Raw genomic sequence first — 24,702 nt, 5'->3', positions numbered from 1 at the left:
TTCTAAGGATTCAGGTCGAACATAAAGCTTTATTTATCAAGAGGTCTGATTATAGAAGCCCTGCCGCAATCGCGGCAGGGCAAGGATGACAAAGCCTAAACGGGCTGTGCGGCTTTGTCGATAAGGTATGGTACGTCGCTTAAATATAATGTGGTAGAAAAAAGAACGTTAGAGTCCGGTAGGCCCTGTAGGTCCAGTTGGCCCCGTAGGTCCGGTAGGTCCAATCGGTCCTTGTGGACCAGTGTCTCCTGTTGGTCCAATCGGGCCAGTAAATCCAAGGCCAAACGGTCCGGTAGGTCCAGTCGGCCCTGTTGGTCCAGCGGGTCCCGTAGCGCCTGTGTCGCCAATAGGTCCGACAGGCCCGATAGGTCCAGCAGGTCCGGTAAAGCCGGTGGCACCCGTAGACCCGACAGGTCCGGTAACACCTGTGTCACCCGTGGCGCCTGTAGGTCCGACAGGTCCAGTAGCACCTGTATCACCCGTGGCACCCGTAGGCCCGACAGGTCCGGTAACACCAGTGTCACCCGTGGCCCCTGTAGGTCCGACAGGTCCAGTAGCACCTGTATCACCCGTGGCGCCTGTAGGTCCGACAGGTCCAGTAGCACCTGTATCGCCCGTGGCACCCGTAGGCCCAACAGGTCCGGTAACACCGGTGTCGCCCGTGGCGCCCGTAGGCCCAACAGGTCCGGTAACACCGGTGTCGCCCGTGGCGCCCGTAGGCCCAACAGGTCCGGTAACACCAGTGTCACCCGTGGCACCCGTAGGCCCAACAGGTCCGGTAACACCAGTGTCACCCGTGGCACCCGTAGGTCCGACAGGTCCGCTAACGCCTGTAGCGCCTGTGGCACCCGCAGGCCCTGTAGCACCCGTAGGCCCGGCAGGTCCGGCTGGGCCCACAGCTCCAGCTGCACTTGCTTTAACAAGAGCAATAGAATCAATGGCTACATCAGCAGTGTTAGCCAAGGCATTTTTACTAATAACCAAAAAGGCAAAGGCTGCGTTGGCTGGAACAGGAGCTGTTACTTCATACAGGCTTTGCCATGTTCCGTTCACAGCGTCTGGCAATGTGCCTGCGCTCAAATAGGTAGTCAGCCCCGTGCTAAGGAAGCTAAAGGTTGCGTCATAGTAATACAGAAAAATGTTAACTTGAGGACTGGACAGGCTTCCTATTTTTGCAGCTGAGAGGCTTAATGTATAGCTTTCGCCTGGTGCAGCAAAAACGACCTGGGAAAGAGATGCATCTACTGCGCCTCCTGTCAGGATCGCACTATAAAAGTTTGTCTTTTTTACGGATAAGTTAGTGACGGTCACATTTGCAGCGTTCCAAAAAAGGGTAGATCCAGTCTCGAAGTCGCCGTTATTAACTAGATTGGTAAATAGTACGGTCATCGTTTTTTATACACTCCCTTCACACGTTGTAATGATAGTAGATGCGAATCCACGCCGTGGCGAACCGTACAAGTTTACGAGGGCAGATGCGCATTTCCATGTTCACATTTTAGACACATTATTTTAAGCTTCTATTTATGTGACGTTAAGCTGGAGTTATATGTGGGGGGGTATCATTAGAGTTTAAAAGTGTAGCATGAGGCGAGGAGAGACCGTTTCGCGAAGGCTTTGGGCTTCCGATCGCTGGTGCTTCTCCAGCTCCAAACCCTCCGCTCCACTGCTACCCGCTACTCATGCAACATTTTAGGTGGGAGAGTAGTAGGATGAGAGCGCTCGCCCAAAGATTGATTTGGTCGTCCAAATCTATCGCTATGGAGTTTTTTTGATATGTGTGTGTAGTTCGATATGATTTGTCAATACGATAAAGGAAAGGGTGGAACATGTGCTCAAAGTACAGCAGGTGAGCAAGTGGTATGAGGGCAACCGGGGTGTACATAAGCTTGATTTTGAAATGCAGCGCGGTGAAATTGTTGGTTTCCTGGGGCCGAATGGTGCGGGTAAAACGACGACGATGCGCATGATTACAGGGTATCTTCAACCCAACGAGGGAGTGGTTACGATTGATGGTATCCCGATTCAGGATAAGGGTAGACTGGCCCGTTCCAAAATCGGTTATCTGCCGGAGACGCCCCCTTTGTATGAGGATATGTCCGTAAGATCCTATTTGAAGTTTGTAGCTAGTATTCGTGACGTGCCTGCGAGAGAGCAGAAGCTGCGTATTTCGGAGATGATTTCCAGGCTAGGACTGAATGGGCGGGAAAAACAATTAGTCCGCAGTTTGTCCAAAGGGTATAAACAGCGCTTGGGACTGGCAGGTGCGATTATTCATAACCCGGATTTACTGGTGCTCGATGAACCGACCTCGGGTTTGGACCCCAATCAGATTTTGGAGATTCGTCAGCTCATTCAGGAGATTGGCGAAAATCATACGGTATTGCTTAGCACACATATATTGCCTGAGGTGGATGCGTTATGCAATCGTGTTCTCATCATTCATGAAGGGAAACTGGTCATGGATGGGCGCCCTGACACGCTCGGCGGTTCGATGGAAGATGGATTCAAGGTGAAGGTAGAGGTTAAAGGCAAGCGTGAGCAGGTGATGGATGTCCTTCGTACTTGGGGAAAAGTAGAGGTTGAATCTATGGCGACCACGCTGCCTTCAGCGAACACGGAGCTAAGTGCCGCAGAGTCAGATATGACTGGATTGCTACTCACAGGAGCCTCCGGTGAGGATTTTCGCGAAGAACTATTTCATGTGCTGTCTGATGCGAAGCTTCCGATTTTGGAGATGAAAAAAGAAAGCCTTAGCTTGGAAAATATCTTCCAGCAGTTAACGACACGCGAGACGGAAGAAGGTCAGGTCGACGATCCAGCAGTACAAGACCTACATTCCTCGAAGAATGCAGCCCCTACGGCTATCACGGTGGAGCATGGAGATGCTGCGTCCGGGGACGATAAGGCCGAAGAAGATAAGGATACAGGAGGTAATCGGTCATGAGGCGTTTGTTCGCGGTTTGTCAAAAAGAGCTGCAAGCCTATCTGTGGACACCAACGACCTATTTTGCGCTTGCAGTGTACATGCTGCTGACGGGGTTACTTTTTTATACCAATTTTGTTATGTATCAGCCAAGCATTCTGGACTATCGGCTGGTACTCGGTGACACCTTGTCCATGCTGGTGTTCGTCGTCCCATTGCTCACGATGAGGCTGGTTGCGGAGGAATTCAGGCAAGGTACGGATGAACTGCTGCTTACCTCACCTGTGAGTGTGACGGAAATGATCGTGGGTAAATTTTTAGCGTCGTTGGGCATGTTGCTCATATTAGTGCTGTGCAGTCTAGCGTATCCGGTCGTGATGTCCTTTTATGGGTCGCTGGATTGGACGCTGGTATTAACATCTGTGATCGGTCTGTTTATGCTTGGCGCAGCCATGATGGCGATCGGCTTATTCGCTTCGACGCTTTCACAGCATCAGATGATGTCAGCGGTCGTCAGTTTTATTATTTTACTTGTGTTCTGGATGCTGGATTCGTTTGGTGGACAGACGGGTGCATCTGCGGCGGTACAGCAATGGCTGGAACCTTTTTCACTAACCGCACGGTTTGACAGTTTCACCAAAGGATTGCTGAATGGAGCCGATGTGATGTACTACGTGACGGTGGCGGTACTCTTTTTGCTATTCAGCATCCAAGTGGTTGAACGGAAACGGTGGAGGTAATGAATATGAAAAAATGGCTGGGTCATACCAATAGTGTGGTACTATCGATTGCTGCTGTAGGGATTTTTATTTTATTGACGTTATTTCTGCGTTCGCTGGGTGGCTTTCAACTGGATCTGACGGCAGGGAAGCAGTATACGCTGTCTGACCAAACGTTGACGACCATCCAGGATGTAAAGGAAGACGTACGATTGATTGCCTTTACCGTATCCACCTCGCAAAATCAGAAGCTGAACCGGGATGTTACGGATATGCTGAATGAATACGCCAAGCGTAACAGCAAGCTCAAGGTCGAGCAATACGATCTGAATCAGGAACCGATACTGGCCAAGCAATATGGTATTACTGCAGCGTCTATTGTGTTGGTGCAGGGGGAGAAGAAACGGGTTATAGATATTGGGAGTCTATTTACGCAAGCTGAGGTGAGTGGTGAAGGGGCATACCAATTTACGGGGGAAGAAAAGCTGACGAGTGGATTGTTGGGATTATCATCTACCCGTCAAGGAAAAGTGGCCTTTCTAACTGGACATGAGGAAATCCCATTGTCCCAAATGACTGAATTAAGTAGCTCACTGTCACAAGATAATGTGAAAACAGAGGAAGTTCAGCTCAATCAGGCGGGTAGTGTACCCAAAGATGCGTCTGTATTGGCTATTGTTGGACCAGAACGTGATATCAGTGCAACAGAACTGAAGAGTATTCGTACGTATCTGAATGGTGGCGGAAAGCTTTTTATGGCACTAGGCTTTCACCCGAACATGGGGTCCGATTGGAAAAACCTTGATGCATTAGCGGCTGATTATGGAGTGAAGGACACTCATGCCATCGTGGTGGATCAAGAACAGACGAATACACTTGGACCGCTATGGACGGTTCCTACCTTCGGCAGTCATGCGATCACCGATAAGTTGGCGGCTTCCAATCTGTACCCTGTTCTTTCATTGTCTATTGCTTTGCAGGCAGGAGAGCAGAAGGATTGGAAGACGACGCTTTTGATGAAATCTTCTGGAGCTAGCTATGGTGAAACGAATATCCAAGGTCTGCTGAACAACGAAACACAGAAGGATGACAAGGACCCGCAGGGGCCGCTGGATCTCGGTTATGCGGTAGAAGGGAAAGACGGCAAGCCCAAAGCCGTTATTCTCGGAACGTCTGCCCTCTTAAGCGACACTGAGATCGGCACAGGAGGCAATCGAGACTTTGTGCTGAACAGTCTGAATTATGTGCAGGAGCATTCTGATGGGCTCACTATTCGTCCTCGTCAGGAGCAGGATTATAAGGTAGCTTACTTGACTCCTGCACAAGCGAAAACGATATTGACCATATCTGTCATCGGATTGCCGTTGCTGTTCGCGGTCATCGGAATCTTATTATGGTGGAGGCGAAGAAGAGCATGAGAAAATGGATACCCACAGTGCTGCTGTTAGTTGTATTGGGAGCGGGTATAATCTATGCAAAGAGCCAAAACTTTTTTTATGAACAAGCGCCGGCTGCTCGTCAGCTGATTCAGCTTACGCAAGAGAATATTACGTCTTTCGCAATCACTGGAAAGGACGGCAAGTCGGTGGAACTAGAACAACATGATGGCCAATGGAGTATGAGCAAGCCACGGACTTACCCGCTAAACCAATATACAATAGACCATTGGCTAGCGGCGATTCAAAATGTAAAGTTGGGTGAAGTGGTGGAATCTTCCCCTACAGACGTAGCCAAATATGGGATCTCCGCTACCCATGATCAGATTGAGATTAAGACCAAGCAGGGTGACGTTCGTACCTTTGCTTTCGGTGAAACGTTGCCTTCCGGAGATGCTGTTTATGTATTATCAGACAAAAAAGAGATAGCTTCTGTACCTATAGATACTCTTTCAGGGTTATTGCTGGGTGCTGAAGATTTTATAGATACAACGCCGTTCGATTGGGACGATACCAAGCTGAGCGGAATAGAGTGGGAAGGCCAAAATGCTTCATGGATGCTCAAATCCTCCGGTAACAGCGGGACCGGAGACAGTGCCTCCACATCTTGGACGCTGAACGGAAAGTCAGTAGCCAGCGACACGGCGACTTCCCTCTCGCAGCAGATCAAAAACCTGGCCAGCAGTCAGGCCTTGCGCAAAGCCTCTGAGCTGAGCAAGCCTGTCCACCGCTTTACGCTAAGTGTATCGCTGGGTAAGGATGATTCCCAGCTGGTCTATCAGGGCTGGACGCTTAAAGATGATCCAGATACCGTATGGGTTGTACCGCCACAAAGTAACTGGGCTTATGGTCTGTCAGTATCTGACGTGAACCGTACTGAACAGAATGCCCACGACCAAGCTCAGGCTGGAAAATAACCATTAGTAATTAAATTAGCTGCACAAAGAGGCTCCAACGGCGGATGATCGTCGTCTGGAGCTTCTTTGTGTTTGTTATTCGTCAGGTTTGCTGCTTTTGGAAGAAGAGTTGTTAGTGTCGTTTAAATCTTGGATTACTTGAATCAGCTCATGAAGTGAGACGTCCAGCTTATCCAGCTTTTCCTCCATCGTGTGCAGGATGTGCCGCAACAAAATAAAACAAAGTCCAGCCGGAAAGCCTACGTTGGTAACCAGAGAAAGAGCATCATCCATTTGCAATGTATTCCCTCCTTTTTAGCCATATATAAAGGAAGGTAAATTAAACGAACCATATACAACCGATTGTAAAAATAGTATAATAAATAAGAACAAATGTTCTGTTTTTGGTTGTAAAATAGGTTTGGAAATTACCCTATAGTATGAGGATTAGAAAAAGTCAAATCCAAAGAGAAAGGGTGATTTACAATGGATCAGTCTCAGCTAACATTGGTAGAACAATATCGAAAGAAGCTGTACCGCATTGCCTGGAGAATCCAGTATCGTGCTCGGGTACAAACCAATCATGAATTTGTAATGGAAAAGAACGAATCCGTCAGTGCCCCATCTTTTACAGAATCTTCAAACTCTCATATGTACACATTACAGCTTATCAACTCTCTATCTTCTGAGATCGGAAAAATGATCATCTTTGACCTTTACATACTAGATAAAACCGAAGCACAGATTGCAAAAGAGTTAAAGCTATCCCAACAGGCGGTGAATAAATGGAAAAAGAAAATGCTGAAAGAGTTATTTCGGATGCTGAGTTCGTCCAATTGCTAAAATTAGTACAAAGTGGAGATCAGGAGGCCATGTATAGGATACTTCAATTGTTCGAGGAAGACATTCAAAAGACCAGTCGATATATTCGTATGTCCCGTGAAGATGCTGTCCAAAGCATTGTGACTGATTTTATAGAAGAACTGCGACAAGAGTTAAAGACAGTGAAAAGTGGACAATGGATATAGCCTTGGCTATCCTTATCCGTAGGTTTACTTATTTAACGGAGGGCTTATAAGTTTATGATTGATAACAGGGCTTCTTTTGAGAAAAGTATGAAGATGTACCCAGTCAACAGTATTCGTTCCAATGTCATCATTCTTGTTTTATTACTGTTAGATCTGTTTCTGGTTATCCCCTTAGTGGGAAATCCATACATTGCAGTTTACGTGTATGTACTGTTGCCACCGATTGTTTTGATAAACATTTGGGCTCTAGTACTGGTCATCATGCCACGCAAATTGCAATTGAATTACATTTTATTCCGTGGTGTATTTGGTTTGATTTGTTCTATGGGCTTCATGATCATGACACAAAAGTTTGCTTATGGCATGTTGGGTCTGGATACTTCATGGTATTTTATAGGTTCTTTTGCCCTTTATGGAGTCGCTTTGTATTACTTTATAAAATATAATTTGGCGAAATTCAAAGATCCTTCAAAACATAAGAAGAAACCAAAAGTTAAGAAAAAAAACAAGAGAGCGCCTGTAGTGACGATCACCACATTTACTGGGGCTGGTTATCTGATAGCGAATGTTTCCCTCGGATTTGCTACACAACAATTAGTTGCCACAGTATTGATCAGTGTATACTCCATGCTGGCATTTGTTCTTTTTCATTTTATTATGGATTTACACCGCTACTATTGGCTTCATAAGCTGAGGAATCAGACAACAGATTGAACACAATGAAAAAAAGCCTGCAAATGCCCCAACTTAATAGGGATTCGCAGGCTTTTTAGGCTGTAGATTTATTTAGTCGGCATACTTGTTGCCGTCTGCATCAATATAAATGGATTGAACAGCTGTACGGCGGTACGGATAACCTGCCTCTGTGGTGCCGCTAATTTCATAGGTTACAGAATAGATGCCGGGCTTGTCCGCTTTGGATAGCTCAATTTGCCCGTTAGGTTTAACCGTTTTTTGCTGTGCCGTCAAACCTTTAGGTGCAGAAGTGACTCCTTGCTGCGGATCACCATAATATTGAACTTGGTAGGTGACTTGTGTCACGCTGTCCGGGGAATCCTGTGTTTTCAGGTTTAGCTTCGGACCCACTGCATTCAGATTGTATTTCAGTTCAGGAACTTGAACAGCCTGGTAACGTGCAATCAGGAGATACGCTCCTTGATCAGGAACTGTGACGTTCAGTTTATAGGTGCCCGGTTTTGGATTTTGAATGACGGCGTTATGATGCCAGGCACCAGCAAAAATATCGTCATCATAGCCTGCTTTCAGATTAATAATTTCACTAGTACCGTCAGGCTTGGTTAGTTCCAGCTGACTCACACGTTTATCGCTGATCCAGTCCAGATCAATGGATTTGACACCATTTTCAACAGTGAGGGTTTCTGAGGCTTGTCCATTATAATCGCCGCCTCGAATAAAGTATGAATTGTCGATCTCGCTATAGGTGGCTTGTACAGCAGAAGCAGTCAGGGAAGATGCTGAAAGTGCTTCAGTTTCCTGATTCAATGCTGGAGTGTTTGCTTGGAGGTAGGGTTGGATCAGGGAGAAAACGTAGGAGCCGGTACGAACCTTGGCATGATCCCAAGATCCGACTTTAACTACACGTCCGCCGGGAAGCTTAGCGTTGTCGACTGTGACCACTCCATCATTCTTACCAAAGGATGAGAGGTAAAGTCCGCCCATTATGTAGGAAGCAGTGCCGCCAGACCAGTTATCACCAGCAAACGTGAAGAATGGAATTGTAGTCGCATTACTGAGTGCATCGGTCTTGGATCGGAAATACTTCATATAAGATGTTTGTAAAGTGGAGGTACCAGGATTTTGTGAGCCGACGATATCTGCCAGCCATCCGGCCCAGCTACTGTAGGCGAGATCTGCAAGTTGTGAGCCATGATGAGGACTGCTGAGGGTGATGACACGTTGTACATAGGGAGCGGCTCCGTTATATACGAGAGCGGTTTGAGTATCCACTCCACCTTTGCTGTGGGCGATAACGATAAGTTTTTTTCCAAAGTGATTACTGATGACCTTAATTTTGTCGGCCAGAAGCTTACCATTGTCCCACATATCTTGGGAGGTGCCATTTGTATCGTACAGATTAATGGTGGCTGTCTGGTATCCGGCGTCACGTGCACGCTGAAGCATATCGTTATTATTCTTGGTCCAGACTTCAGCACTACTGTTCAAACCATGTACGAACAAAAGTGCTGGCTTGGTAGGATCAACGCGATTAGGTGATGGGCCTTCTACCCAGCTTCCAGCGGGATCTTTCGGGGGTTGGGGGGTAGTGGAACCTGCAAAAGCGCCGACGGGGACAAGAGTTATTGATAACAAAAAAATGAGCATTAAAACAGTGATCTTTTTCAAACTGAAAATCCTCCTTTGTAAAATAAAGTATTTTTCAAGCTTATTATACATGCCATCTTGTGGTAAATCATCAATTGTATTTCATATTTACATTAAAATTTTATTTTTTTAGTCATTTTTTAGTCAGGATATCCCCATGATCCATGGCGCATGATAATCTCGTCACACATTTTATATGTATGGAGGATGAGTTCATGCCAGGAACTAAGAAGGTCATTAGTTTGACGATTTCTGCTGCTTTACTTGCAAGCATGGCTACTTTGACAGGATGTGGGACTGCGAATCATAACGTCCGCACGAACGCTACCCGCTATAACGCACAAAGCACGCACCATATGGATGGAGTGAATCGTTATGGCTTGGATGGTGTGAACCGTAATGGTATGGATGGTGTGAATCGTTATGGGGTTAAGTCGAATGGTATGGACGGGATGTCATTGAATGAAAATGGCAACCGAACCGGACATCCAGTCCGTAATCTGCAAGTCGATCGCAATTTGTCCAAACGTATATCCGAGATGCCGGATGTAAAGTCTGCGACAGTGCTGGTCGGTGAACGACATGCCTATGTAGCCGTTTCCTTGAAAGACCAAGCCAACGGAACAGGTGTCGGTGCTCCAAGTATTGACGGTACTCCAAGTGCAAACAGTACTGGACGTAACGGGAATGTACCGAGTGTGAATGGCGTTAATGGCACTAGAGGAAACCGTACTACGGATACTACAACGCCTGGAATGACAGACAATGGAGTTACCGGGAATGGAACACCTGCGCGTCGTGATGACGGTTTATTTGGTACGATGGGTACAGGATCGTACGGTATGTTGCGTGGCTTAACGGACAACAACAATCGCACAGATAACGGAAACACCACAATCGAGGGAGCAAGAACTGCATATGAACCAAGTGATGCAGTCAAGAGCCGTATCGCGAATAAAGTGAAGCAATTTGCACCTTCGATTGAACAGGTACATGTATCCGCTAACCCGGACTTTGTCAAACAAGCCACTGACTTTACACACAGTGTGCAAAATGGTCATCCGATTAGAGGCTTGAGCAATGGTATGATGGATGTAATTGAACGTGTATTCCCGACCTCGGCGGCTGATACAAACCGTCCAATGAATAATACAGCACCCACACGTCCACAAAATCATACCCCTGCCCCGATGAATCATCGCTAATTCAAACCCTATAATTGTGCAATGCCAAAGAAAGAGCTATCCATCTCAGCGAATACGCTGGTGGATAGCTCTTTAGTTTTGGGGGAATGATAACTATAACTGAATTATTTGCGCAATCCTTTAATCCATACGCCTTGCAGCTTTAAGTCTCCATCCAGTAACAGGATATCTGCTTGTTTACCTGCTTCAAGCGAACCTGTACGATCAGCAATGTGCAAGGATCGAGCCGGATTCAGGCTGGCCATTTGTGATGCCGCAGGAATACTCATACCCACGTGTTGAACCAAATACCGGAAGCCTTCAATCATCGTTAGTGTGCTTCCGGCCAATGTGACGCCATCCTCCAGTCGTGCTACATCGCCCTGCACAATCACTGGCAAATCGCCGAGTGTATATTTCCCGTCTTCGAGACCAGTAGCAGACATGGCATCGGTGATGAGAATGAGATTATGATCCTGTTTTAACCTAGCGAGCAGGGAAATGGCGGCGGGATGCACATGAATGCCGTCCGCGATGATTTCTGCTTCAATGCGCGGATCAGCAAGTACGGCTCCGGCGGCTCCCGGCTTGCGATGATGCAACGGAGTCATCGCATTAAACGCATGCACCGCATGGTTCAGCCCTGCCGTCGCTGCCTGTTCAACCTCTTCATACGTAGCATCCGTATGACCGAGAGCTGCGGTAATGCCATGGCTGCGCAGCCATGCAATCAGTTCCAGCGCTCCTTCCCGTTCGGGCGCAAGCGTGAGCTGGCGAACAAGGCCCGGGTAGCGCTGCTCCCATTCTGCTACCCATGAGAGATTCGGTGGCACGATATGTTCCGGGTTTTGCGCTCCCGGCCACTTCGGACTGATGAACGGTCCTTCCAAATGTACGCCCTCCAACTGAGCATAGGGCATAGGTAGTGCCATGTATGCGTGAACTTCACTCAATACCCGGTCAATCTGTTCCTTGGGCGCGGTCATCGTGGTAGCCAGCATAGCTGTCGTACCTTGTGAACCGTGAAAGGAGGTGATCGTATCCAGCACCCTCGGATCGGAGTCCATAAAGTCCTCACCGTTCCCGCCGTGAACATGAATATCAATAAAGCCTGGCAGCAGATAGCCTCCTTCCAAACGCACAATTTTGGCGGTTTTCGCTGCGCTTTCTTCCTGATTTGCGAAGACTAACGCTGTCCAATCGGCGGGCAAATTCGCTTCTGAACCAGCGTATACAATGGATTGCCCCTCAATGACGACAACCCCTTTTTCAATGATGTCATTCCCAACGACAACTTGCCCATACAGTAGCTGGGGTACGGTACCACTCATTTCATCTGACTTCAATTGAACCATTCTCCTGCCTCCTGATCTAATAAAATAAGTACGTTGGGATGGCATTGCAGCAGGGAAGCCGGACACGTTGTCGTGACGGGTCCAGTTAAAGCCTGCTTTATAATGTCAGCCTTATCCGCACCAAAAGCCACCAGTATAATTTGCTTCGCCTTAAGAATCGTGCCTACTCCCATCGTAACTGCTTGCCTGGGTACAGCATCTATTTCGCCAAAAAATCGAGCATTCGCCGAGCGCGTACTTTCTTTTAAATCTACAACATGTGTAGCTCCAGCCAAGCTGTGACCAGGTTCGTTAAAGCCGATATGTCCATTATGACCAATGCCAAGCAATTGCAGATCCACGGGGCCATGATCCAGAATAGCCTGCTCGTGCGCTGCACATTCTGCTGCCAGATCCAGTGCATTCCCGTCAGGGACACGTGTGTGGGATATCGGAATATCGATATGTTGGAACAAGTGCTCATTCATAAAGCTTCGATAGCTCTGCGGATGTTCTGGGGGAAGACCAACATACTCATCAAGATTCACGGAATAGGCGCGTGCAAAACTGACCTGTCCCTTGCGGTACATATCTGCAAGATGTCGGTAAATGCCAATCGGCGTACTACCGGTGGCCAGGCCAAGCATGGCCTGTGGTTTGGATTGCAGCAAGCTAGCGATCACAGCGGCGGCAGTAGCGTTCAGGTCTTCACGGCTGTTCAAAATGCGTATGTTCATCTTAGTGACCTCCCGGTTGTTTTTTGAGCTTGCTCACTTGTTGATATGAACCTTCCAATCTCGGAATATATTTGTCAAAATCCGCGCTCACCATACCTGTAAACAGAATATCTATGATATGAAGCTGGGCGATGCGGGAGGCCATATCCCCACGTCGCATTCCTTCCTCCAATGAGGAGGAAAATAGCGCAATATCCGCAAGGCCTGCCAGCGTGTTGTTTCCGAAGGAGGTCAGGGATAGTGTCTTGGCCCCTTGTTCCTTGGCGCAGCGTAGAGCCGCAATGGTCTCCTGGGTTTCTCCTGAATAAGAGACGGCAAAGGCGACATCTCCCACTCCGAGCGAGGAGGCAGAGGTAATCTGCATATGTGAATCTGCAAAGGCAGTGCTGTTCTTGCCAATACGGATGAGCTTCTGGTAAAAATCCTGCGCCACAATCGACGATGTCGCCATCCCATAGAGATCAATGCGGCTCGTGGCTGACAGCCATGCAATAGCCTGCTCCAGCTTGTCGTAATCCAGCAGTCGGGTCGTGTCTGCAATGGATGCGGTGTGGTTCGCCTGAATAGCTTGCACGATTCGGGGAAGTGAATTTCCGGCGACAATATCCTGATAGGATTCTTCACCATTACGGTTGGAATGGGACAACTCGGCGGCCAGCTTCATTTTGAAATCGGGATAGCCTTTAAAATGTAGTGATTTGCAAAACCGCGTAACGGTCGCTGCACTCACACCACAACGCTCTGACAGCTCCCGAATACCCAGATGTAACACATCTTCCGGGGATTGCAGGATGGATTCCGTCAGCTTGCGCTCCTGTACGGGAAGCAGCTCCAGTCTTTGGGCTAATGTATGAAGAATGGGGGACATGAGCTGTGCTCCTTTGGCTGTAGAGTATTTGCGTGAAAATAAATATCGTTTATAAGAATGATATTAAGAAAAACATTTTCACGTGTATTGTAAAATAATTCTGTCGCTCATGCAAGAGATGTGAGAAGAATTTTTATTAAATTTTGCGAAAAAATAGCCAGCGAAAATTGTAGAAGTTATCATACATTAATTTACATATTGCGAGTTTTACTTACAAAACAACCTATTGACTTGTCTCTTCATTGGAGGAGTATAATTGAATAAAGTTCCAGTGAAGGAATTTTTCTAGGAGCTTTCTTTGCAGAGGGCATCGTTGGGTGGAACGAACAGAATCTCATTCACAAGGAGGAGTTTGCTATGCAAAGCCAAGTGATTGAAATGATCAGCGCAGTCAAGGAAGATCCTGAACTGGTCGCAAAGCTGGATGGACATTCGGACATTATTCATGATGCGGGACTGGATTCGTTGCAGTTGGTTCATTTCATGCTGCAAGTGGAGGATGCATTTGATGTGGAGATTGATTTTGATTCCTTTGAACTGGAGCATTTGAGCTCGGTAGATGCGTTTTGCAGCTACATTCAGGGGATCAGCGATGCGGAACAAGCGCCGCATCTGGAGGGAATGGAGACGGTCTGACGTACAGCTAGGTACATGTGCCTGAAAATCCATTAAACGAGGTGTTAGCATGCAGCCCAAAAGCAATGTGCTGATTGATGAGAAAGCGTTCAAGCTCATCAAGCGTAACCTGAAAAACGCTTCTGTATCTTACCGTAACGCCACACAGGACCCTGCTTTCAAAACGGACATGCCCCAGACGATCGGCATTAAGCTGACTAACCGCTGCAACCTGAGATGTACGCACTGCTTTGAATGGAACGAGGAAGGCTACCATCACCAAATGGATAAAGAAGAACAAAACATGGATCTTGCTCCAGACATGCTCCGGCAAATTTTGAGCGAAACCAAGGAAGCCAAGTCCAGACTGTACATGTGGGGCGGCGAACCAATGTTTCATCGGCGTTTTGATGAAATTTTGGACGTGCTGGCGGAAGATCGGCGCGAAATGACCTTTTGTACAAATGGATTACTTATTGATAAATATTTGGACCGGATTTTGGATTTGTCCGAAAATCTGGAGTTATTAATAGCGATTGAAGGTTTTGAAAGAGAACACGACCTAATTCGCGGTAAAGGCACCTTTCAAAAAACAATGCGGCAGATGGATAAGCTGATTGAACTGCGCGACCAGGGATTGTACAAGGGACGGGTAACTGTCCATGCGGTCATTAACGATAACATGATCGGACGGATGTACGAATTTCTGCAAATGCTGGAGGACAAAAGGCTGGATCTGGTGCTGCTGACGTTCCCCTGGTACATTTCCAAAGAGACCTCCCTCAAAATGGATGAATATTTTACACGTAATTTTTCTTGGCTCCGACAACTCGAAGAAAAAAATATTAGTAGCTGGCATGCTTTCAAATATAAAATCAACCCGGATAACATCGATCCTCTGATGCAGGAACTACAGCGGATCAATGAGCGAGTATGGAACATTCGCGTGCGCTATCAGCCCGGTTTGGATTATGAGGAAATTGATAAATTTATACATGGTGAGGAAATGGTCAGCCGTTGTTCCAATCATTGTTTGGCGCTCACCTCCAGAACAGATATTTTACCAGACGGGAAGGTCATGCCTTGCAAATTTTTCAGTGAGTTCACGATTGGAAGCATGCGTGAGCACAGTCTGAAGGAGATATGGAACTCGGAAGCGTATGAGAAAACCCGTCAAAAGATTAATCATGAAGGATTGACTCCGGTGTGCTCCAAATGCAGCGTATTGTATCTGCACGGGGCAGGCTCTCTGAAATACATTTAGCTTTCTATGAATGTTGTTTGTTACTGGATGGAAGAGAGAGGGATGATGATAAGTCGTGACGACTAAAACAATTAACCTTGTGGAAGCGCTTGCGGATGAACGGGACCATGGAGTCCTGATTTGGCTGTTTAATATCGGTGCAGAGCAAGTATGGCATCCATCCCCCCGCAAGGGGGGCATGGTAGACCGGGATGAACAGCAGGTCGTAAATCGGATGGAGGAAATGAACCTTCTGCTATGTCGAAGTCAGGATGTCATTGTACTTCGGGAATATCCGGATGAGGCGTTTCTGGACATGCTTCAACGGTTGGGCTTTAGCCTGCCGCGTATTGAGGTGCCAGAGCCTTCTGATCCGCTAACGCCGATTTCAGAGCTGGTGCTGGCGGATGAGGCGCTTTTGGCACGACTGCGTACGGTTGCAGATGCAGGCCACAGCAGCAGTGGAGCCAAAGCGTGGCTCGTCCCCTATGCGGTCACACCGCAGGAGGAAGCGATTGCGGAGCTTTGCGGGCTAGAGTTGATTGGCGCTCCATCCGCGGTCAGTGCTCAGGTGAATGATAAAATATTCAGCCGCCTGACCGCGCAAAAGCTTGGTTTTGCTGTCAGCGAAGGCGCTGTATGTACAGACGAATCGGCGATCCGCAGGGAGTGTGCCAGACTGGCTGACTTATCGGATGGACCTGTGAAGCTGATTATCAAGCAGCCGCACGGTGCCTCGGGACAAGGCATGTATATGCTGGACGAGCTGTCCAAGCTGGACACGCTGCTGAGTGTGATGAGGCGCTTTGGCGGCTCGTCGCCATCATCCGGCGGCTGGCTGGTGGAGCGCTGGCACAATAAGCAGATGGATCTGAACTACCAGCTCTGCATTGACGAGGGCGGTGGTGTGACGATGTTTTCGCTAAAAAGGCAAAATGTGGACGGCACCGTATATATCGGATCTCAAGTGCCGGCTGAGATCGGAGATGCGCTGGAGGAAGAAGTGAGACGCTGCGCCTATCAGCTGGGTACGTATCTTTATTCTATTGGATACACAGGAATGGCCTCTATTGACGGTTTTGTTGACGAAGAAGGTTTGCTGGTTCCAGTCATTGAGATAAATGGTAGATTTACGTTGTCTACCTATATTTCGTTTTTGTCATCCGTCCTGGGAGAGCAGCACAAAACATTATCCCGTTATTATCGCAACGTTACCGCCACACCTCTCACCTACAGCCGCTTGTGCGGGCTGCTCGCGGAGGAGGGCTTGCTCTATACGCCCGAACGTCCAGAAGGGGTGTTTGTGTATACGGCGGGTACATTGTCTGGTATTCCTGTGAAGCGGGGCTATGTGAACCGGATTTTCACACTTATTTTGGCAGACAGCTGGCAGGAAGCTGATGCGTATGCACACAAATTGGAAGGTATCATTGCTGGATTAGGATGCTCATAAATGGGAGGGAATCAAGAATGAAAACAGATGTATACCATGTAGTACCCTTGCTGGAAAAGATTTTGAAGCTGGCTCCGGGCGAGCTGGAACAGTTGACTCCGGATCAAGATTTGCGAACCTTGGGGCTGAATTCCTTATCCGCTGTGGAATTAATCGTAGAGTTGGAAAATGAGCTTGATATTACGATGGAGGACGACGATCTAGTGCTGGAGCATCTATCTACACTGCAAGGCATTGAGCGTCTGCTGAGCAAATATGCATAAGGGCGCCGAAAAGACAAGGTTGATGCAGGGATCCGATATGGAGACTCGTCAAAATTCCGTTGTGGACTATGGTGCAGAAGAAGTGGCAAACGCTCTTCCAGGGAAGCATTGTGTATATTCTTCCCTGCGTACCTCATTGCGGAGGTACGGGGTGACCATGGCCGAATCCGAGCTATTCATGCTGTGTGGGAGTATGTGCGCAGAGTATGGTGGAGATTTGAAGCGCTTCGGGCCTGAGAAATATCCGGAGCAGCTTCAAGAAATGGCAGCCAGTGGTGGACCTGTTATTCGGGTGGAACCGTGGGTCGCTGGTGTCAGTGATGAAACCGACCTGTTGCGGGTACTCACATCGGGCTACGGTACCATGCTGCATACGTCAAGCACCGCTTTAACCTATCACGATGTATATGTGAAAAATTACCCAAGGGGCCACGTGATAGAGTTGTGCGGATTGGACTTGCAAGAACGGACAGCACAGGTGAATGATAGCTTCCTGCTCGATTCCTCGGGACATGCCATGACTTATGTGGGCTCAGCCCGGCTCGACGATCTGATGCAGGGCATTATTGAGTATGCATGGCTGGTGGAGCAGCCTGCCCCGCTTTCGCCAAGTGAGATGCATGCTGCGTGTGCTCACCATATACGACAGTATTTGACTGGACACGAAGCCATCTGGAGAGGCGTACCTACGTCTAATGAGTCGGTCAGTCAAACGGGGAAAGCTGTAACAGGCAAGCAGGTCAAGCGGGGAGATGAGGGGTACCGGGCATTTGTTGATGACTTCCGTCTGTTGGCAGACATGGAGGATCAGGATTTTCGGACGTACTGTCATGAAATCTATTACAATCTGCGATTGGGCAGTGCTCTTCATTTGACGGATTATACAGCTGATTATTGCCTGCTGCACCAAGCCACGCTGGGGCCACAAACACAGCATGTAATTGAATTGGCACAGGGGCTGTACGCGGATTGGCACAAGCTTAATCTGCATATTTACAAAACAGGGCTTCAACTGCGCAAGCATCGGATGCCTGAGATTACGGAACGAGCTTTGCATTTAATTGAAAGACAGCGGCATATGCTGGAGGAACTGATGATTTTAGCAGAGCAAGCAGCCGAGTAGTCCAAGCATTCGGTCGTATCAGACCGTTCATCCAGGTGTCCTGCACAGAGGAAAGAGGAGGGGGATTAATTGCCGTCCATTACATTAAACCAATTGTCGAAAACATTTACGTACTACAAAAAGGAGCCGGGCGTGCGCAAATCGTTGCAAAACTTGTTCAGGCGTGAGCAGCTGACCAAAGAGGCTGTGCAAAATGTCAGCTTTAGCATTGAGGAGGGGGAAATTGTCGGATTTCTCGGTCCAAACGGGGCAGGCAAAACAACGACGCTCAAAATGCTGTCTGGCATTCTCCATCCCACGGACGGGGAGGCATCGGTACTCGGCTTTACCCCGTGGAAACGACAAAAAGAGTTTAAACGTCAATTTTCCATTGTAATGGGACAGAAAAACCAGCTCTGGTGGGATTTGCCTGCAAGCGAGTCATTCGAGCTGAACAAGCTTATCTATGAAATCGATGAAAACCGTTATAAAGAGGCACTGGATGAACTGGTCACTCTGCTTGGGGTGGAGGAGCAGCTTCATGTGCAGGTTCGGCGGCTGTCTCTCGGCGAGCGTATGAAAATGGAACTGATCGCCGCGCTGCTGCATCGTCCACGGGTCATTTTGCTGGATGAGCCGACCATCGGACTGGACCTTGTTTCTCAGCGGCGAATTCGAGAGTTTTTCAAAGCCTATAACCGCACGCACCGGACGACCATCCTGCTGACAAGCCACTATATGAAGGATATTGAGGATTTGTGCAGTAGATCCATCATTATCAGCGGGGGCAGATTGGTCTATGACGGAGACTTACACAAGGTGAACGAGGTCATCGGTGCCCGTAAATTGCTCAAGGTTCGACTGGAGACCCCTGTATCCAACCTAACGTTGGCGAGCCTCGGCAAACTTCGCTCCAACTCGGAGCTGGAGGCGGTATTCGAGCTGGATGCAGAAGATACCTTGGCTTGGTCCAAAAAGATTTTGGACGCACTGCCTGTCGTTGATTTTACGATTGAGGACGTCCCGCTGGAAGAGGGGATAGCCAATTTGTACGATGGGGGCAGGCTGGCCGATGCGAAATAACAAATATGTGAAGGTACTCCAGCTCGGCATGCAAAACGAAATGGAGTATCGGGCTAATTATTGGCTCCAAATGGCGGGATTTATGCTGCCCATCATGACGCAAATTTTTCTCTGGCTAGCTGTATTTGGTTCTTCGGGACAAGCAAGAGTGCTGGGTTATTCTCTGCCAGAAATGCTAGTGTATGTGGTCATGGCGGGAGTCACTGGAAAACTGATTGCTACGGGCTTTGAATACGAAATTGCTACAGATATCAAGGAAGGTGGACTGGCAAAATTCATGGTACAGCCTGTGCATTATTTCGCTTACCGTTTTTGCCGGTTTATCGGAGGCAAAGTCATACAGTCCGCGGTCGTGCTGCTGGCGGCTGCTATTTTGCTGTTATGTCTTAGCCTGGAAGGACAAATCAGCTTCGGGCTATCGTACATCTTGCTTTACATATTGGCGTTGCCGGGAGCGCTTGTGCTTAATTTTGTGGTCTATTATGCGTTGAGCGGCATAGCCTTTTGGGTGACGGAGTCGGCGGGACTATTTTATACGCTGTCGCTTGTCATTTATGTAGCTAGCGGTACCGTGTTTCCGCTGACGATTTTTGGAGATGTTTTGGCCCGTCTGTTCAGTCTGCTACCGTTCAGCTACACCGTATTTTTTCCGGTGAATGCGTTGACGGGCAAGCTGACTGTACTGGAAGCCGCTAAAGGCATTGGCGTACAATGGCTCTGGATTGTAGCGCTGGCGGCCCTATCACGCTGGGTGTGGCAAGCCGGGGTCAAACGCTTTGTCTCGGTGGGGGGGTAACATGAAAAATGTTTTCCGAAACGTTAGGCGCTACATCAGACTGTACTGGAAGTTTGTCCAGTTTTCCGTCATGTCGCAGATGGAATACCGCATTAATTTTATAACTGCATTTCTGGTTGAAACGGCTTATTTACTCATCAAGCTGCTGTACGCATCGGTACCATACCGCGCCGGGACGGACATTAACGGCTGGTCTCCTGACGCCATATTGTTATATATCGGCGTGTTTACGATGATGAGCGGATTTTATAGTGGATTGTTCTACAGTAATTTTACAAGCCTGCCTGACAAAATTCGTACCGGCTCACTGGATGTGCTCATGACCAAACCCGTATCGCTGCAATTTATGGTGACACTGCGTCAATTTGAACTGGGCTATACCGTGCCAAATGTAATTGGCGGCGGAATTATGACGGGGATCGGCTGGTATCGACTCGGATTGCCGTTTAATTTTGAAACCGCAGGAGGGTTCTCTGTGCTGCTCGGATGCGGAGTGCTTACGGCATACTCCGTATTTTTGCTCCCCCAACTGCTGGCCTTCTGGATTATCCGCACGAACGGCGTTACGGAGCTGTCCAACAGCATTTTCGAGACAAACTATGTGCCGATGGCCGTGTACAGTAATCTGATTCAGCGTATCGGTTTGTTCGTGCTTCCGGTGTTTGTCATTTGTAATTTTCCGCCCATGTTCATTCTCGGCAAAATGGAACCCGGGTTGGTGGTATGGGCATTTCTCGCACCTCTCTGGCTGCTGGCGATCATCCGCCTGATATGGCAGTTTGCTCTACGTGATTATACGAGCGCGAGTCAGTAGCGCTACCGTGTAGTGGGCCAATAATGAAGCAGGAAAGGAAGCGAATCATATGAATGCGATACCGAATCAGCGTCATTTGTATATGGGAACATTCGAAGCGGAGGCTTACTGGCGGGATGCCCAGTTAGCTTCCCTGCCAGCCCTGCCTGACCGGGCTTCTTCAGCGATTGTAGCAGCCATGGATGAACTGCTGTTCAGCTTTTGCCAGCCGGGAGATGCGTTATTGACCCGTTATGCCATTTCGCCCGTACATCGTCAGTATATCGCGCAGTTGGGCTTTCATCCGGCTGTCAACGAACGGGATTTGACCGATGGCATGGAGCGTGCAGGCAATGTATCGACCGCTTCCGTATTTGAACTGCTGGGTAGTCGCAAGGCCGATGCCGGAGAGGGATTTCCTCAACTGGAAGGCTGTGTGCTTAGCCCGTTTGCGGGTTTACCGCATGTGGAGGAGGCTGCACGTGCTTGGGGAATAACACTACATCAGCCACCGCTGGAAACGATTCGCAAGGTAAATGCCAAAACGTATTCCTCTGATCTGAAACGCAGCCTTGGTCTGCGCAACCCGGGTTATATTGTGACTTCGTTTGCAGATGTCGCTGAGGCGGGGCGTAAGCTGCTGCGGGATGGAAGCTTTTTAATCAAGGATGATTTTGGCGTATCGGGCAAAGGAAACCTGCACATTACCTCGACACAAATGCTGGACCGGATCGTGTCGTATTTACGTGGACAGGAGCGCAAAGGCAAACAGGTGCTTTTCCTTTTGGAGCCTTTCCAGGAGAAAGAGCAGGATTTTTCATGCCAATTTACGATTGGTGATAATGGAAGTGTCGATATCATATCTGTACAATGGCTGGCTAACACACAATTCTCCTATCGGGAATCCTTGTCGCCGGACGGGGCTTTTTTGGAGCGACTGGAGCGCGAGGGCTATTTTAGCTTAATGCAGGACGTGGGGCGGCAATTGTATCAGGATGGTTATTACGGCGATGTTTGCATTGATTCCATGACACTTCGTGGTGGGAAGCTGGAGCCTATTATCGAAATTAATGCCAGAAAGTCGATGAGCTTGATCAAGCATCAGCTTGATACTTTTCTGGCCGGAAAAAATATGCGTGGCACGCTGACGAATTATTCACTGTCCCATGATGGCAGTCTATCCTATGAAGAACTGCTGGAGGGGCTGAAAGGTGAAGGATTGCTGTTCACAGGTGAACGTGAAGAAGGTGTCATGCCTCTGGGTGCCAATACGTTATATGTGAACACAGGTGGACGAGATGGCGAGAACAAGATTGTGGGCCATACAAGCACGCCAAGCAGAAATGCAACCGGGCGCGGAGGCAGATCGCCTGCCAAGCAGGTTCGTGTGAGCGGAATTGGGGCCAGCGGTGGCGGATCAGAAGGGAATGGCACGGCTAAGCCGGACTTGAATGGTGAAAAAGAAACCGCTGGAAGCGAACGGGCACGAGGCAAGGGGCGCCTTTATTTGGAACTGGTTGCCGTGAGCGATGAGGAAAAAATGCGATTGACTACAAAGCTGGAGCGTTTTTTGGCAGAGCATCATTTTACAGTGCTGAATTAAACGGGAGGCGTATGAGCATGCGTAGGAGTACCGATAAGCTTATGAAGGTAACGATTTTATGTTCCGGTTTCGGATTGGGCTTTTATACCCCTGGCTTGTTGTTGCAAGCGGGTCTTCGCAGGCTGGGCATGGATACGGCGATTCATGTATTTGAAAATGTACTGCCGGAATCGGCTCGTCTTAAGGTCGACAAAAGCCGCAAAGCTTACCATGACAATTTTGCGGTGGCCTTAATGTCGCAGAAGGTTCCGCAGGATATGCGTAATTCACTGGATCTCGCTGCGATGGAAGTGCTGTTGAACCAATGGATGGAGGAGGATCGGCGGTATTTTATATGCTTATCCGGTCATTGGATGTATGTGTTGGAAGAGTATCGCAAGCGCAGAGAACCTGAATCGGTGCATGTGGACATCGTGTACATGGATTCGACGCCTTCCCCATCTTGGAAGAATCTAGCCAAGCATAATCCGCATTTTGCAGATGGCTGTGGAGAAACGACCTTTTTTGAAAATGATAACAATAGAGTCAGCTACTATATTGATATTCCGGCTGTGGAGTATGTTCCGTTTGAAGAACGGCAATCCCGCTTATTCGTACATGGCGGCGGTTGGGGGATGGGCACCTACCGTGACAAGGTTGGACGGTTAGAAGAAGCGGGCTGGGAGCTGGATCTGCTGTTGTATGATCAGGATCAACCGGATGAACAGCGGGACAGTATACGCTATTTTCAGATGGATCCGCAGTGGAGGACATGGCAGCGAAATGAAGCCGGGGAGCATACATTTCCACCTTTCGGAGAGGTGAAAAAGGGCGAGAAGACCGTGTATCAGGTCGGACCGGATTACCATAGCATGCTGGACCAAGCCTGTCATGTCCAGGCCATTGTCAGCAAGCCAGGAGGTGGCAGCCTAACCGATTCGTTCGCTACAGCCACTCCACTCATCATGCTGGAGCCATTTGGTGTGCATGAAAAGCATAATGCAGATCTATGGGAACGGCTGGGACTTGGTATGCGGTACGATACGTGGATACAAACCTATGACGGCAGTGCTCAGATACTGGAGGATATGCATCGCAGGATCGTAGAGCTGCGCAGTCGAACGCCGCGTTATATAGAGTCCTATGTGAATAGCATCCAAATGTTAGCAGGCTCACCGGGAATGGAGCAGGGGTCATGAACGCTGCGGCGGCTGCGCAAGAGCCTGCGATGCGAGATATTCGCTTTGGGATCATTGGCTGTTCTGCCATTGCTCCCCGTGCGTTGCTGGAACCGATCCGACATGTTGCAGGGGCACGCGTGACCGCGCTTGCGAACCGCACGGTTGCCAAGGCAGGAGAAATGGCAGATCGTTTTGGCGTCAGTGTCGTTTATCGGCATGCTGAGGATATGCTAAAGGACCCGGAGATCGACGCTGTATATATTGCACTCAGCAACGACTTGCATGCCGAGTGGATTGGCAAAGCACTACGGGCCCATAAGCATGTGCTGGTGGAAAAGCCGTTATGCCTGAATACGGCTGATCTGGCACCCTTGGCAGCTATAGTCGAGCAGAGTAACGTTCACCTGCTGGAGGGTGTCATGGTGCAGCACCATCCGTGGCAGCGTGAGCTGCGGAGGATCGTAGAATCGGGGCGTTATGGTCGTTTATGCTCCATAGAGACGAGTTTATGTATTCCGGCAAAAGAAGGGCATGCGGACAATTACAGATCCCGTCCGGAGCAGGGTGGGGGATGTTTTTGGGATTTAGGCGTGTACTGGCTCCAATTGCTCCAGGCCGTCGTTGGATTAGATCAGGCGGAATTCCACAGTCAATCGGATTTCAATGGTCCTCATGGCTGTGACTGGACATTTCGTGCGCAAGCCCGTTATCCGAGTGGATTGGAGGCATCTGCCCTCTTTTCATTCGAGCGCCCTTATCGCTGTGCTCATGTACTGACCTTTGATTCGGCAGTAGTCACTTTAAAGGACTGCTTTCGAGCAAATTTAGGCTTTTATAAAATGACACTCAAGACGGAGATCAAAAAGAATATCGCGTCAAATATAGCGGATGCGGACGCACTGCCTGTGTTATCACAGACATCTTCGTATACCAAAACGGTTTTCGAGCCTATGAACTATTATGTCAATCAGTTGAATACCTTTTGCGGTATCATCCGGGGAGAAGCGGAGCCCATACCATTTCGCGAGGCTGCGGAACGCGTCAGACTGCTGGCAGCCATTCATGAAGCAGCACGCTCGGGCGAGACGATCTATGCAGTATGAGCATGATTGTGTTTTCG

General features: G+C 48.6%; 25 protein-coding genes. 19 read left to right on the top strand and 6 right to left on the bottom strand.

The annotated features are described in order from the left end of the window. Positions 1–168: 168 nt before the first annotated feature. Positions 169–1,389: an NTTRR-F1 domain gene (locus tag MKY98_RS20570; RefSeq protein ID WP_208332639.1), complete on the bottom strand. Its 1,221-nt coding sequence runs from the start codon at positions 1,387–1,389 to the stop codon at positions 169–171. Positions 1,390–1,831: 442 nt separating this feature from the next. On the opposite strand from MKY98_RS20570, the gene MKY98_RS20565 reads away from it, so the two are divergent. From MKY98_RS20565 to MKY98_RS20550, 4 genes are read left to right on the top strand one after another with little or no spacing between them, the layout of a single operon-like run. Then, positions 1,832–2,947 carry an ABC transporter ATP-binding protein gene (locus MKY98_RS20565; protein ID WP_256026054.1) on the top strand — a complete coding sequence of 372 codons (1,116 nt, stop codon included), beginning with the start codon at positions 1,832–1,834 and terminating at the stop codon, positions 2,945–2,947. Then, positions 2,944–3,666 (top strand): ABC transporter permease, encoded by a 723-nt coding sequence (locus MKY98_RS20560; protein WP_029518315.1) that lies wholly within the window; start codon positions 2,944–2,946, stop codon positions 3,664–3,666. Before MKY98_RS20565 ends, MKY98_RS20560 begins: the two co-directional genes overlap by 4 nt. A gap of 5 nt (positions 3,667–3,671) precedes the next feature. Then, positions 3,672–5,063 carry a GldG family protein gene (locus MKY98_RS20555; protein ID WP_069011011.1) on the top strand — a complete coding sequence of 464 codons (1,392 nt, stop codon included), beginning with the start codon at positions 3,672–3,674 and terminating at the stop codon, positions 5,061–5,063. Next, positions 5,060–5,998, top strand: coding sequence for a DUF4340 domain-containing protein (locus MKY98_RS20550; RefSeq protein ID WP_069011012.1), 939 nt, complete (start codon positions 5,060–5,062; stop codon positions 5,996–5,998). The genes MKY98_RS20555 and MKY98_RS20550 overlap by 4 nt, the downstream gene beginning before the upstream one ends. Positions 5,999–6,073: 75 nt before the next feature. Here MKY98_RS20550 and MKY98_RS20545 read toward each other — a convergent pair whose 3' ends face one another. Next, complete coding sequence (locus MKY98_RS20545; RefSeq protein ID WP_230585117.1) at positions 6,074–6,271, bottom strand: YvrJ family protein; 198 nt, start codon at positions 6,269–6,271, stop codon at positions 6,074–6,076. A gap of 192 nt (positions 6,272–6,463) precedes the next feature. Here MKY98_RS20545 and MKY98_RS20540 point away from each other — a divergent pair, with 192 nt between their 5' ends. The 3 genes from MKY98_RS20540 to MKY98_RS20530 are packed head-to-tail and all read left to right on the top strand — an operon-like array spanning position 6,464 to position 7,719. Further along, positions 6,464–6,820 carry a hypothetical protein gene (locus MKY98_RS20540; protein WP_029518319.1) on the top strand — a complete coding sequence of 119 codons (357 nt, stop codon included), beginning with the start codon at positions 6,464–6,466 and terminating at the stop codon, positions 6,818–6,820. Continuing rightward, a complete protein-coding gene (locus MKY98_RS27095; RefSeq protein ID WP_080658658.1) occupies positions 6,763–7,005 on the top strand; it encodes a helix-turn-helix domain-containing protein in 243 nt (80 codons plus the stop codon). Before MKY98_RS20540 ends, MKY98_RS27095 begins: the two co-directional genes overlap by 58 nt. Before the next feature lie 54 nt (positions 7,006–7,059). Further along, positions 7,060–7,719, top strand: coding sequence for a hypothetical protein (locus MKY98_RS20530; RefSeq protein ID WP_039272637.1), 660 nt, complete (start codon positions 7,060–7,062; stop codon positions 7,717–7,719). Positions 7,720–7,791: 72 nt separating this feature from the next. On the opposite strand, the gene MKY98_RS20525 is transcribed toward MKY98_RS20530, so the two are convergent. Beyond that, the gene (locus tag MKY98_RS20525) at positions 7,792–9,369 is read right to left on the bottom strand and encodes an esterase/lipase family protein (protein WP_029518321.1); all 1,578 of its coding nucleotides are present in this window, start codon (positions 9,367–9,369) and stop codon (positions 7,792–7,794) included. 194 nt (positions 9,370–9,563) lie between these two features. Here MKY98_RS20525 and MKY98_RS20520 point away from each other — a divergent pair, with 194 nt between their 5' ends. Further along, positions 9,564–10,553, top strand: coding sequence for a YhcN/YlaJ family sporulation lipoprotein (locus tag MKY98_RS20520; RefSeq protein ID WP_029518322.1), 990 nt, complete (start codon positions 9,564–9,566; stop codon positions 10,551–10,553). 104 nt (positions 10,554–10,657) lie between these two features. On the opposite strand, the gene nagA is transcribed toward MKY98_RS20520, so the two are convergent. Genes nagA through MKY98_RS20505 form a run of 3 tightly spaced genes read right to left on the bottom strand, consistent with a single transcriptional unit; the run spans position 10,658 to position 13,471 of the window. Next, positions 10,658–11,878 carry an N-acetylglucosamine-6-phosphate deacetylase gene (nagA, locus tag MKY98_RS20515; protein ID WP_081317555.1) on the bottom strand — a complete coding sequence of 407 codons (1,221 nt, stop codon included), beginning with the start codon at positions 11,876–11,878 and terminating at the stop codon, positions 10,658–10,660. Beyond that, on the bottom strand, positions 11,875–12,603 hold the full coding sequence (gene nagB / locus MKY98_RS20510) for a glucosamine-6-phosphate deaminase (protein WP_069011014.1): 729 nt from the start codon (positions 12,601–12,603) through the stop codon (positions 11,875–11,877). The genes nagA and nagB overlap by 4 nt, the downstream gene beginning before the upstream one ends. A 1-nt stretch (position 12,604) precedes the next feature. Continuing rightward, positions 12,605–13,471 (bottom strand): MurR/RpiR family transcriptional regulator, encoded by an 867-nt coding sequence (locus MKY98_RS20505; protein ID WP_069011015.1) that lies wholly within the window; start codon positions 13,469–13,471, stop codon positions 12,605–12,607. Between the two features lie 357 nt (positions 13,472–13,828). Between MKY98_RS20505 and MKY98_RS20500 the strand changes: the two genes are divergently transcribed. The 11 genes from MKY98_RS20500 (at position 13,829) to MKY98_RS20450 (ending at position 24,685) form a co-directional block, all read left to right on the top strand. Continuing rightward, positions 13,829–14,107 carry an acyl carrier protein gene (locus tag MKY98_RS20500; protein ID WP_013311713.1) on the top strand — a complete coding sequence of 93 codons (279 nt, stop codon included), beginning with the start codon at positions 13,829–13,831 and terminating at the stop codon, positions 14,105–14,107. Between the two features lie 49 nt (positions 14,108–14,156). Next, positions 14,157–15,350: a radical SAM/SPASM domain-containing protein gene (locus MKY98_RS20495; RefSeq protein WP_069011016.1), complete on the top strand. Its 1,194-nt coding sequence runs from the start codon at positions 14,157–14,159 to the stop codon at positions 15,348–15,350. Positions 15,351–15,405: 55 nt separating this feature from the next. Then, positions 15,406–16,782 (top strand): peptide ligase PGM1-related protein, encoded by a 1,377-nt coding sequence (locus MKY98_RS20490; protein ID WP_069011017.1) that lies wholly within the window; start codon positions 15,406–15,408, stop codon positions 16,780–16,782. Positions 16,783–16,799: 17 nt separating this feature from the next. Then, the gene (locus tag MKY98_RS20485; protein ID WP_029518328.1) at positions 16,800–17,045 is read left to right on the top strand and encodes an acyl carrier protein; all 246 of its coding nucleotides are present in this window, start codon (positions 16,800–16,802) and stop codon (positions 17,043–17,045) included. Continuing rightward, positions 17,038–18,168, top strand: coding sequence for a hypothetical protein (locus MKY98_RS20480; protein ID WP_039272632.1), 1,131 nt, complete (start codon positions 17,038–17,040; stop codon positions 18,166–18,168). The genes MKY98_RS20485 and MKY98_RS20480 overlap by 8 nt, the downstream gene beginning before the upstream one ends. A gap of 69 nt (positions 18,169–18,237) precedes the next feature. Then, a complete protein-coding gene (locus MKY98_RS20475) occupies positions 18,238–19,230 on the top strand; it encodes an ABC transporter ATP-binding protein (protein ID WP_029518330.1) in 993 nt (330 codons plus the stop codon). Beyond that, a complete protein-coding gene (locus tag MKY98_RS20470; RefSeq protein WP_029518331.1) occupies positions 19,220–20,026 on the top strand; it encodes an ABC transporter permease in 807 nt (268 codons plus the stop codon). Before MKY98_RS20475 ends, MKY98_RS20470 begins: the two co-directional genes overlap by 11 nt. Position 20,027: 1 nt before the next feature. Next, entirely contained in the window at positions 20,028–20,840 is an 813-nt protein-coding gene (locus MKY98_RS20465) for an ABC transporter permease (protein ID WP_029518332.1), read from the top strand. 49 nt (positions 20,841–20,889) lie between these two features. Beyond that, positions 20,890–22,422, top strand: coding sequence for a hypothetical protein (locus MKY98_RS20460; protein WP_069011018.1), 1,533 nt, complete (start codon positions 20,890–20,892; stop codon positions 22,420–22,422). A gap of 17 nt (positions 22,423–22,439) precedes the next feature. Continuing rightward, positions 22,440–23,600: a hypothetical protein gene (locus tag MKY98_RS20455; protein ID WP_029518334.1), complete on the top strand. Its 1,161-nt coding sequence runs from the start codon at positions 22,440–22,442 to the stop codon at positions 23,598–23,600. Then, positions 23,597–24,685 (top strand): Gfo/Idh/MocA family protein, encoded by a 1,089-nt coding sequence (locus MKY98_RS20450; protein WP_029518335.1) that lies wholly within the window; start codon positions 23,597–23,599, stop codon positions 24,683–24,685. The genes MKY98_RS20455 and MKY98_RS20450 overlap by 4 nt, the downstream gene beginning before the upstream one ends. Positions 24,686–24,702: the final 17 nt, after the last annotated feature.

Source organism: Paenibacillus sp. FSL M8-0228 (assembly GCF_038007385.1).
In the GTDB taxonomy this organism is placed as follows: Bacteria; Bacillota; Bacilli; order Paenibacillales; family Paenibacillaceae; genus Paenibacillus; species Paenibacillus polymyxa_D.
Note: the sequence above shows the minus strand (reverse complement) of the source record. Positions and strands in the feature narration are given on the sequence as shown.

What these genes read in the sequence shown, in the direction of transcription:
- MKY98_RS20570 (WP_208332639.1), bottom strand. Translation starts at nt 1,389, where the DNA reads ATGACCGTACTATTTACCAATCTAGTTAATAACGGCGACTTCGAGACT.
- MKY98_RS20560 (WP_029518315.1), top strand. Translation starts at nt 2,944, where the DNA reads ATGAGGCGTTTGTTCGCGGTTTGTCAAAAAGAGCTGCAAGCCTATCTG.
- MKY98_RS20555 (WP_069011011.1), top strand. Translation starts at nt 3,672, where the DNA reads ATGAAAAAATGGCTGGGTCATACCAATAGTGTGGTACTATCGATTGCT.
- MKY98_RS20550 (WP_069011012.1), top strand. Translation starts at nt 5,060, where the DNA reads ATGAGAAAATGGATACCCACAGTGCTGCTGTTAGTTGTATTGGGAGCG.
- MKY98_RS20545 (WP_230585117.1), bottom strand. Translation starts at nt 6,271, where the DNA reads ATGGATGATGCTCTTTCTCTGGTTACCAACGTAGGCTTTCCGGCTGGA.
- MKY98_RS20540 (WP_029518319.1), top strand. Translation starts at nt 6,464, where the DNA reads ATGGATCAGTCTCAGCTAACATTGGTAGAACAATATCGAAAGAAGCTG.
- MKY98_RS27095 (WP_080658658.1), top strand. Translation starts at nt 6,763, where the DNA reads ATGGAAAAAGAAAATGCTGAAAGAGTTATTTCGGATGCTGAGTTCGTC.
- MKY98_RS20530 (WP_039272637.1), top strand. Translation starts at nt 7,060, where the DNA reads ATGATTGATAACAGGGCTTCTTTTGAGAAAAGTATGAAGATGTACCCA.
- MKY98_RS20520 (WP_029518322.1), top strand. Translation starts at nt 9,564, where the DNA reads ATGCCAGGAACTAAGAAGGTCATTAGTTTGACGATTTCTGCTGCTTTA.
- nagB (WP_069011014.1), bottom strand. Translation starts at nt 12,603, where the DNA reads ATGAACATACGCATTTTGAACAGCCGTGAAGACCTGAACGCTACTGCC.
- MKY98_RS20505 (WP_069011015.1), bottom strand. Translation starts at nt 13,471, where the DNA reads ATGTCCCCCATTCTTCATACATTAGCCCAAAGACTGGAGCTGCTTCCC.
- MKY98_RS20500 (WP_013311713.1), top strand. Translation starts at nt 13,829, where the DNA reads ATGCAAAGCCAAGTGATTGAAATGATCAGCGCAGTCAAGGAAGATCCT.
- MKY98_RS20495 (WP_069011016.1), top strand. Translation starts at nt 14,157, where the DNA reads ATGCAGCCCAAAAGCAATGTGCTGATTGATGAGAAAGCGTTCAAGCTC.
- MKY98_RS20485 (WP_029518328.1), top strand. Translation starts at nt 16,800, where the DNA reads ATGAAAACAGATGTATACCATGTAGTACCCTTGCTGGAAAAGATTTTG.
- MKY98_RS20480 (WP_039272632.1), top strand. Translation starts at nt 17,038, where the DNA reads ATGCATAAGGGCGCCGAAAAGACAAGGTTGATGCAGGGATCCGATATG.
- MKY98_RS20470 (WP_029518331.1), top strand. Translation starts at nt 19,220, where the DNA reads ATGCGAAATAACAAATATGTGAAGGTACTCCAGCTCGGCATGCAAAAC.
- MKY98_RS20465 (WP_029518332.1), top strand. Translation starts at nt 20,028, where the DNA reads ATGAAAAATGTTTTCCGAAACGTTAGGCGCTACATCAGACTGTACTGG.
- MKY98_RS20460 (WP_069011018.1), top strand. Translation starts at nt 20,890, where the DNA reads ATGAATGCGATACCGAATCAGCGTCATTTGTATATGGGAACATTCGAA.
- MKY98_RS20455 (WP_029518334.1), top strand. Translation starts at nt 22,440, where the DNA reads ATGCGTAGGAGTACCGATAAGCTTATGAAGGTAACGATTTTATGTTCC.
- MKY98_RS20450 (WP_029518335.1), top strand. Translation starts at nt 23,597, where the DNA reads ATGAACGCTGCGGCGGCTGCGCAAGAGCCTGCGATGCGAGATATTCGC.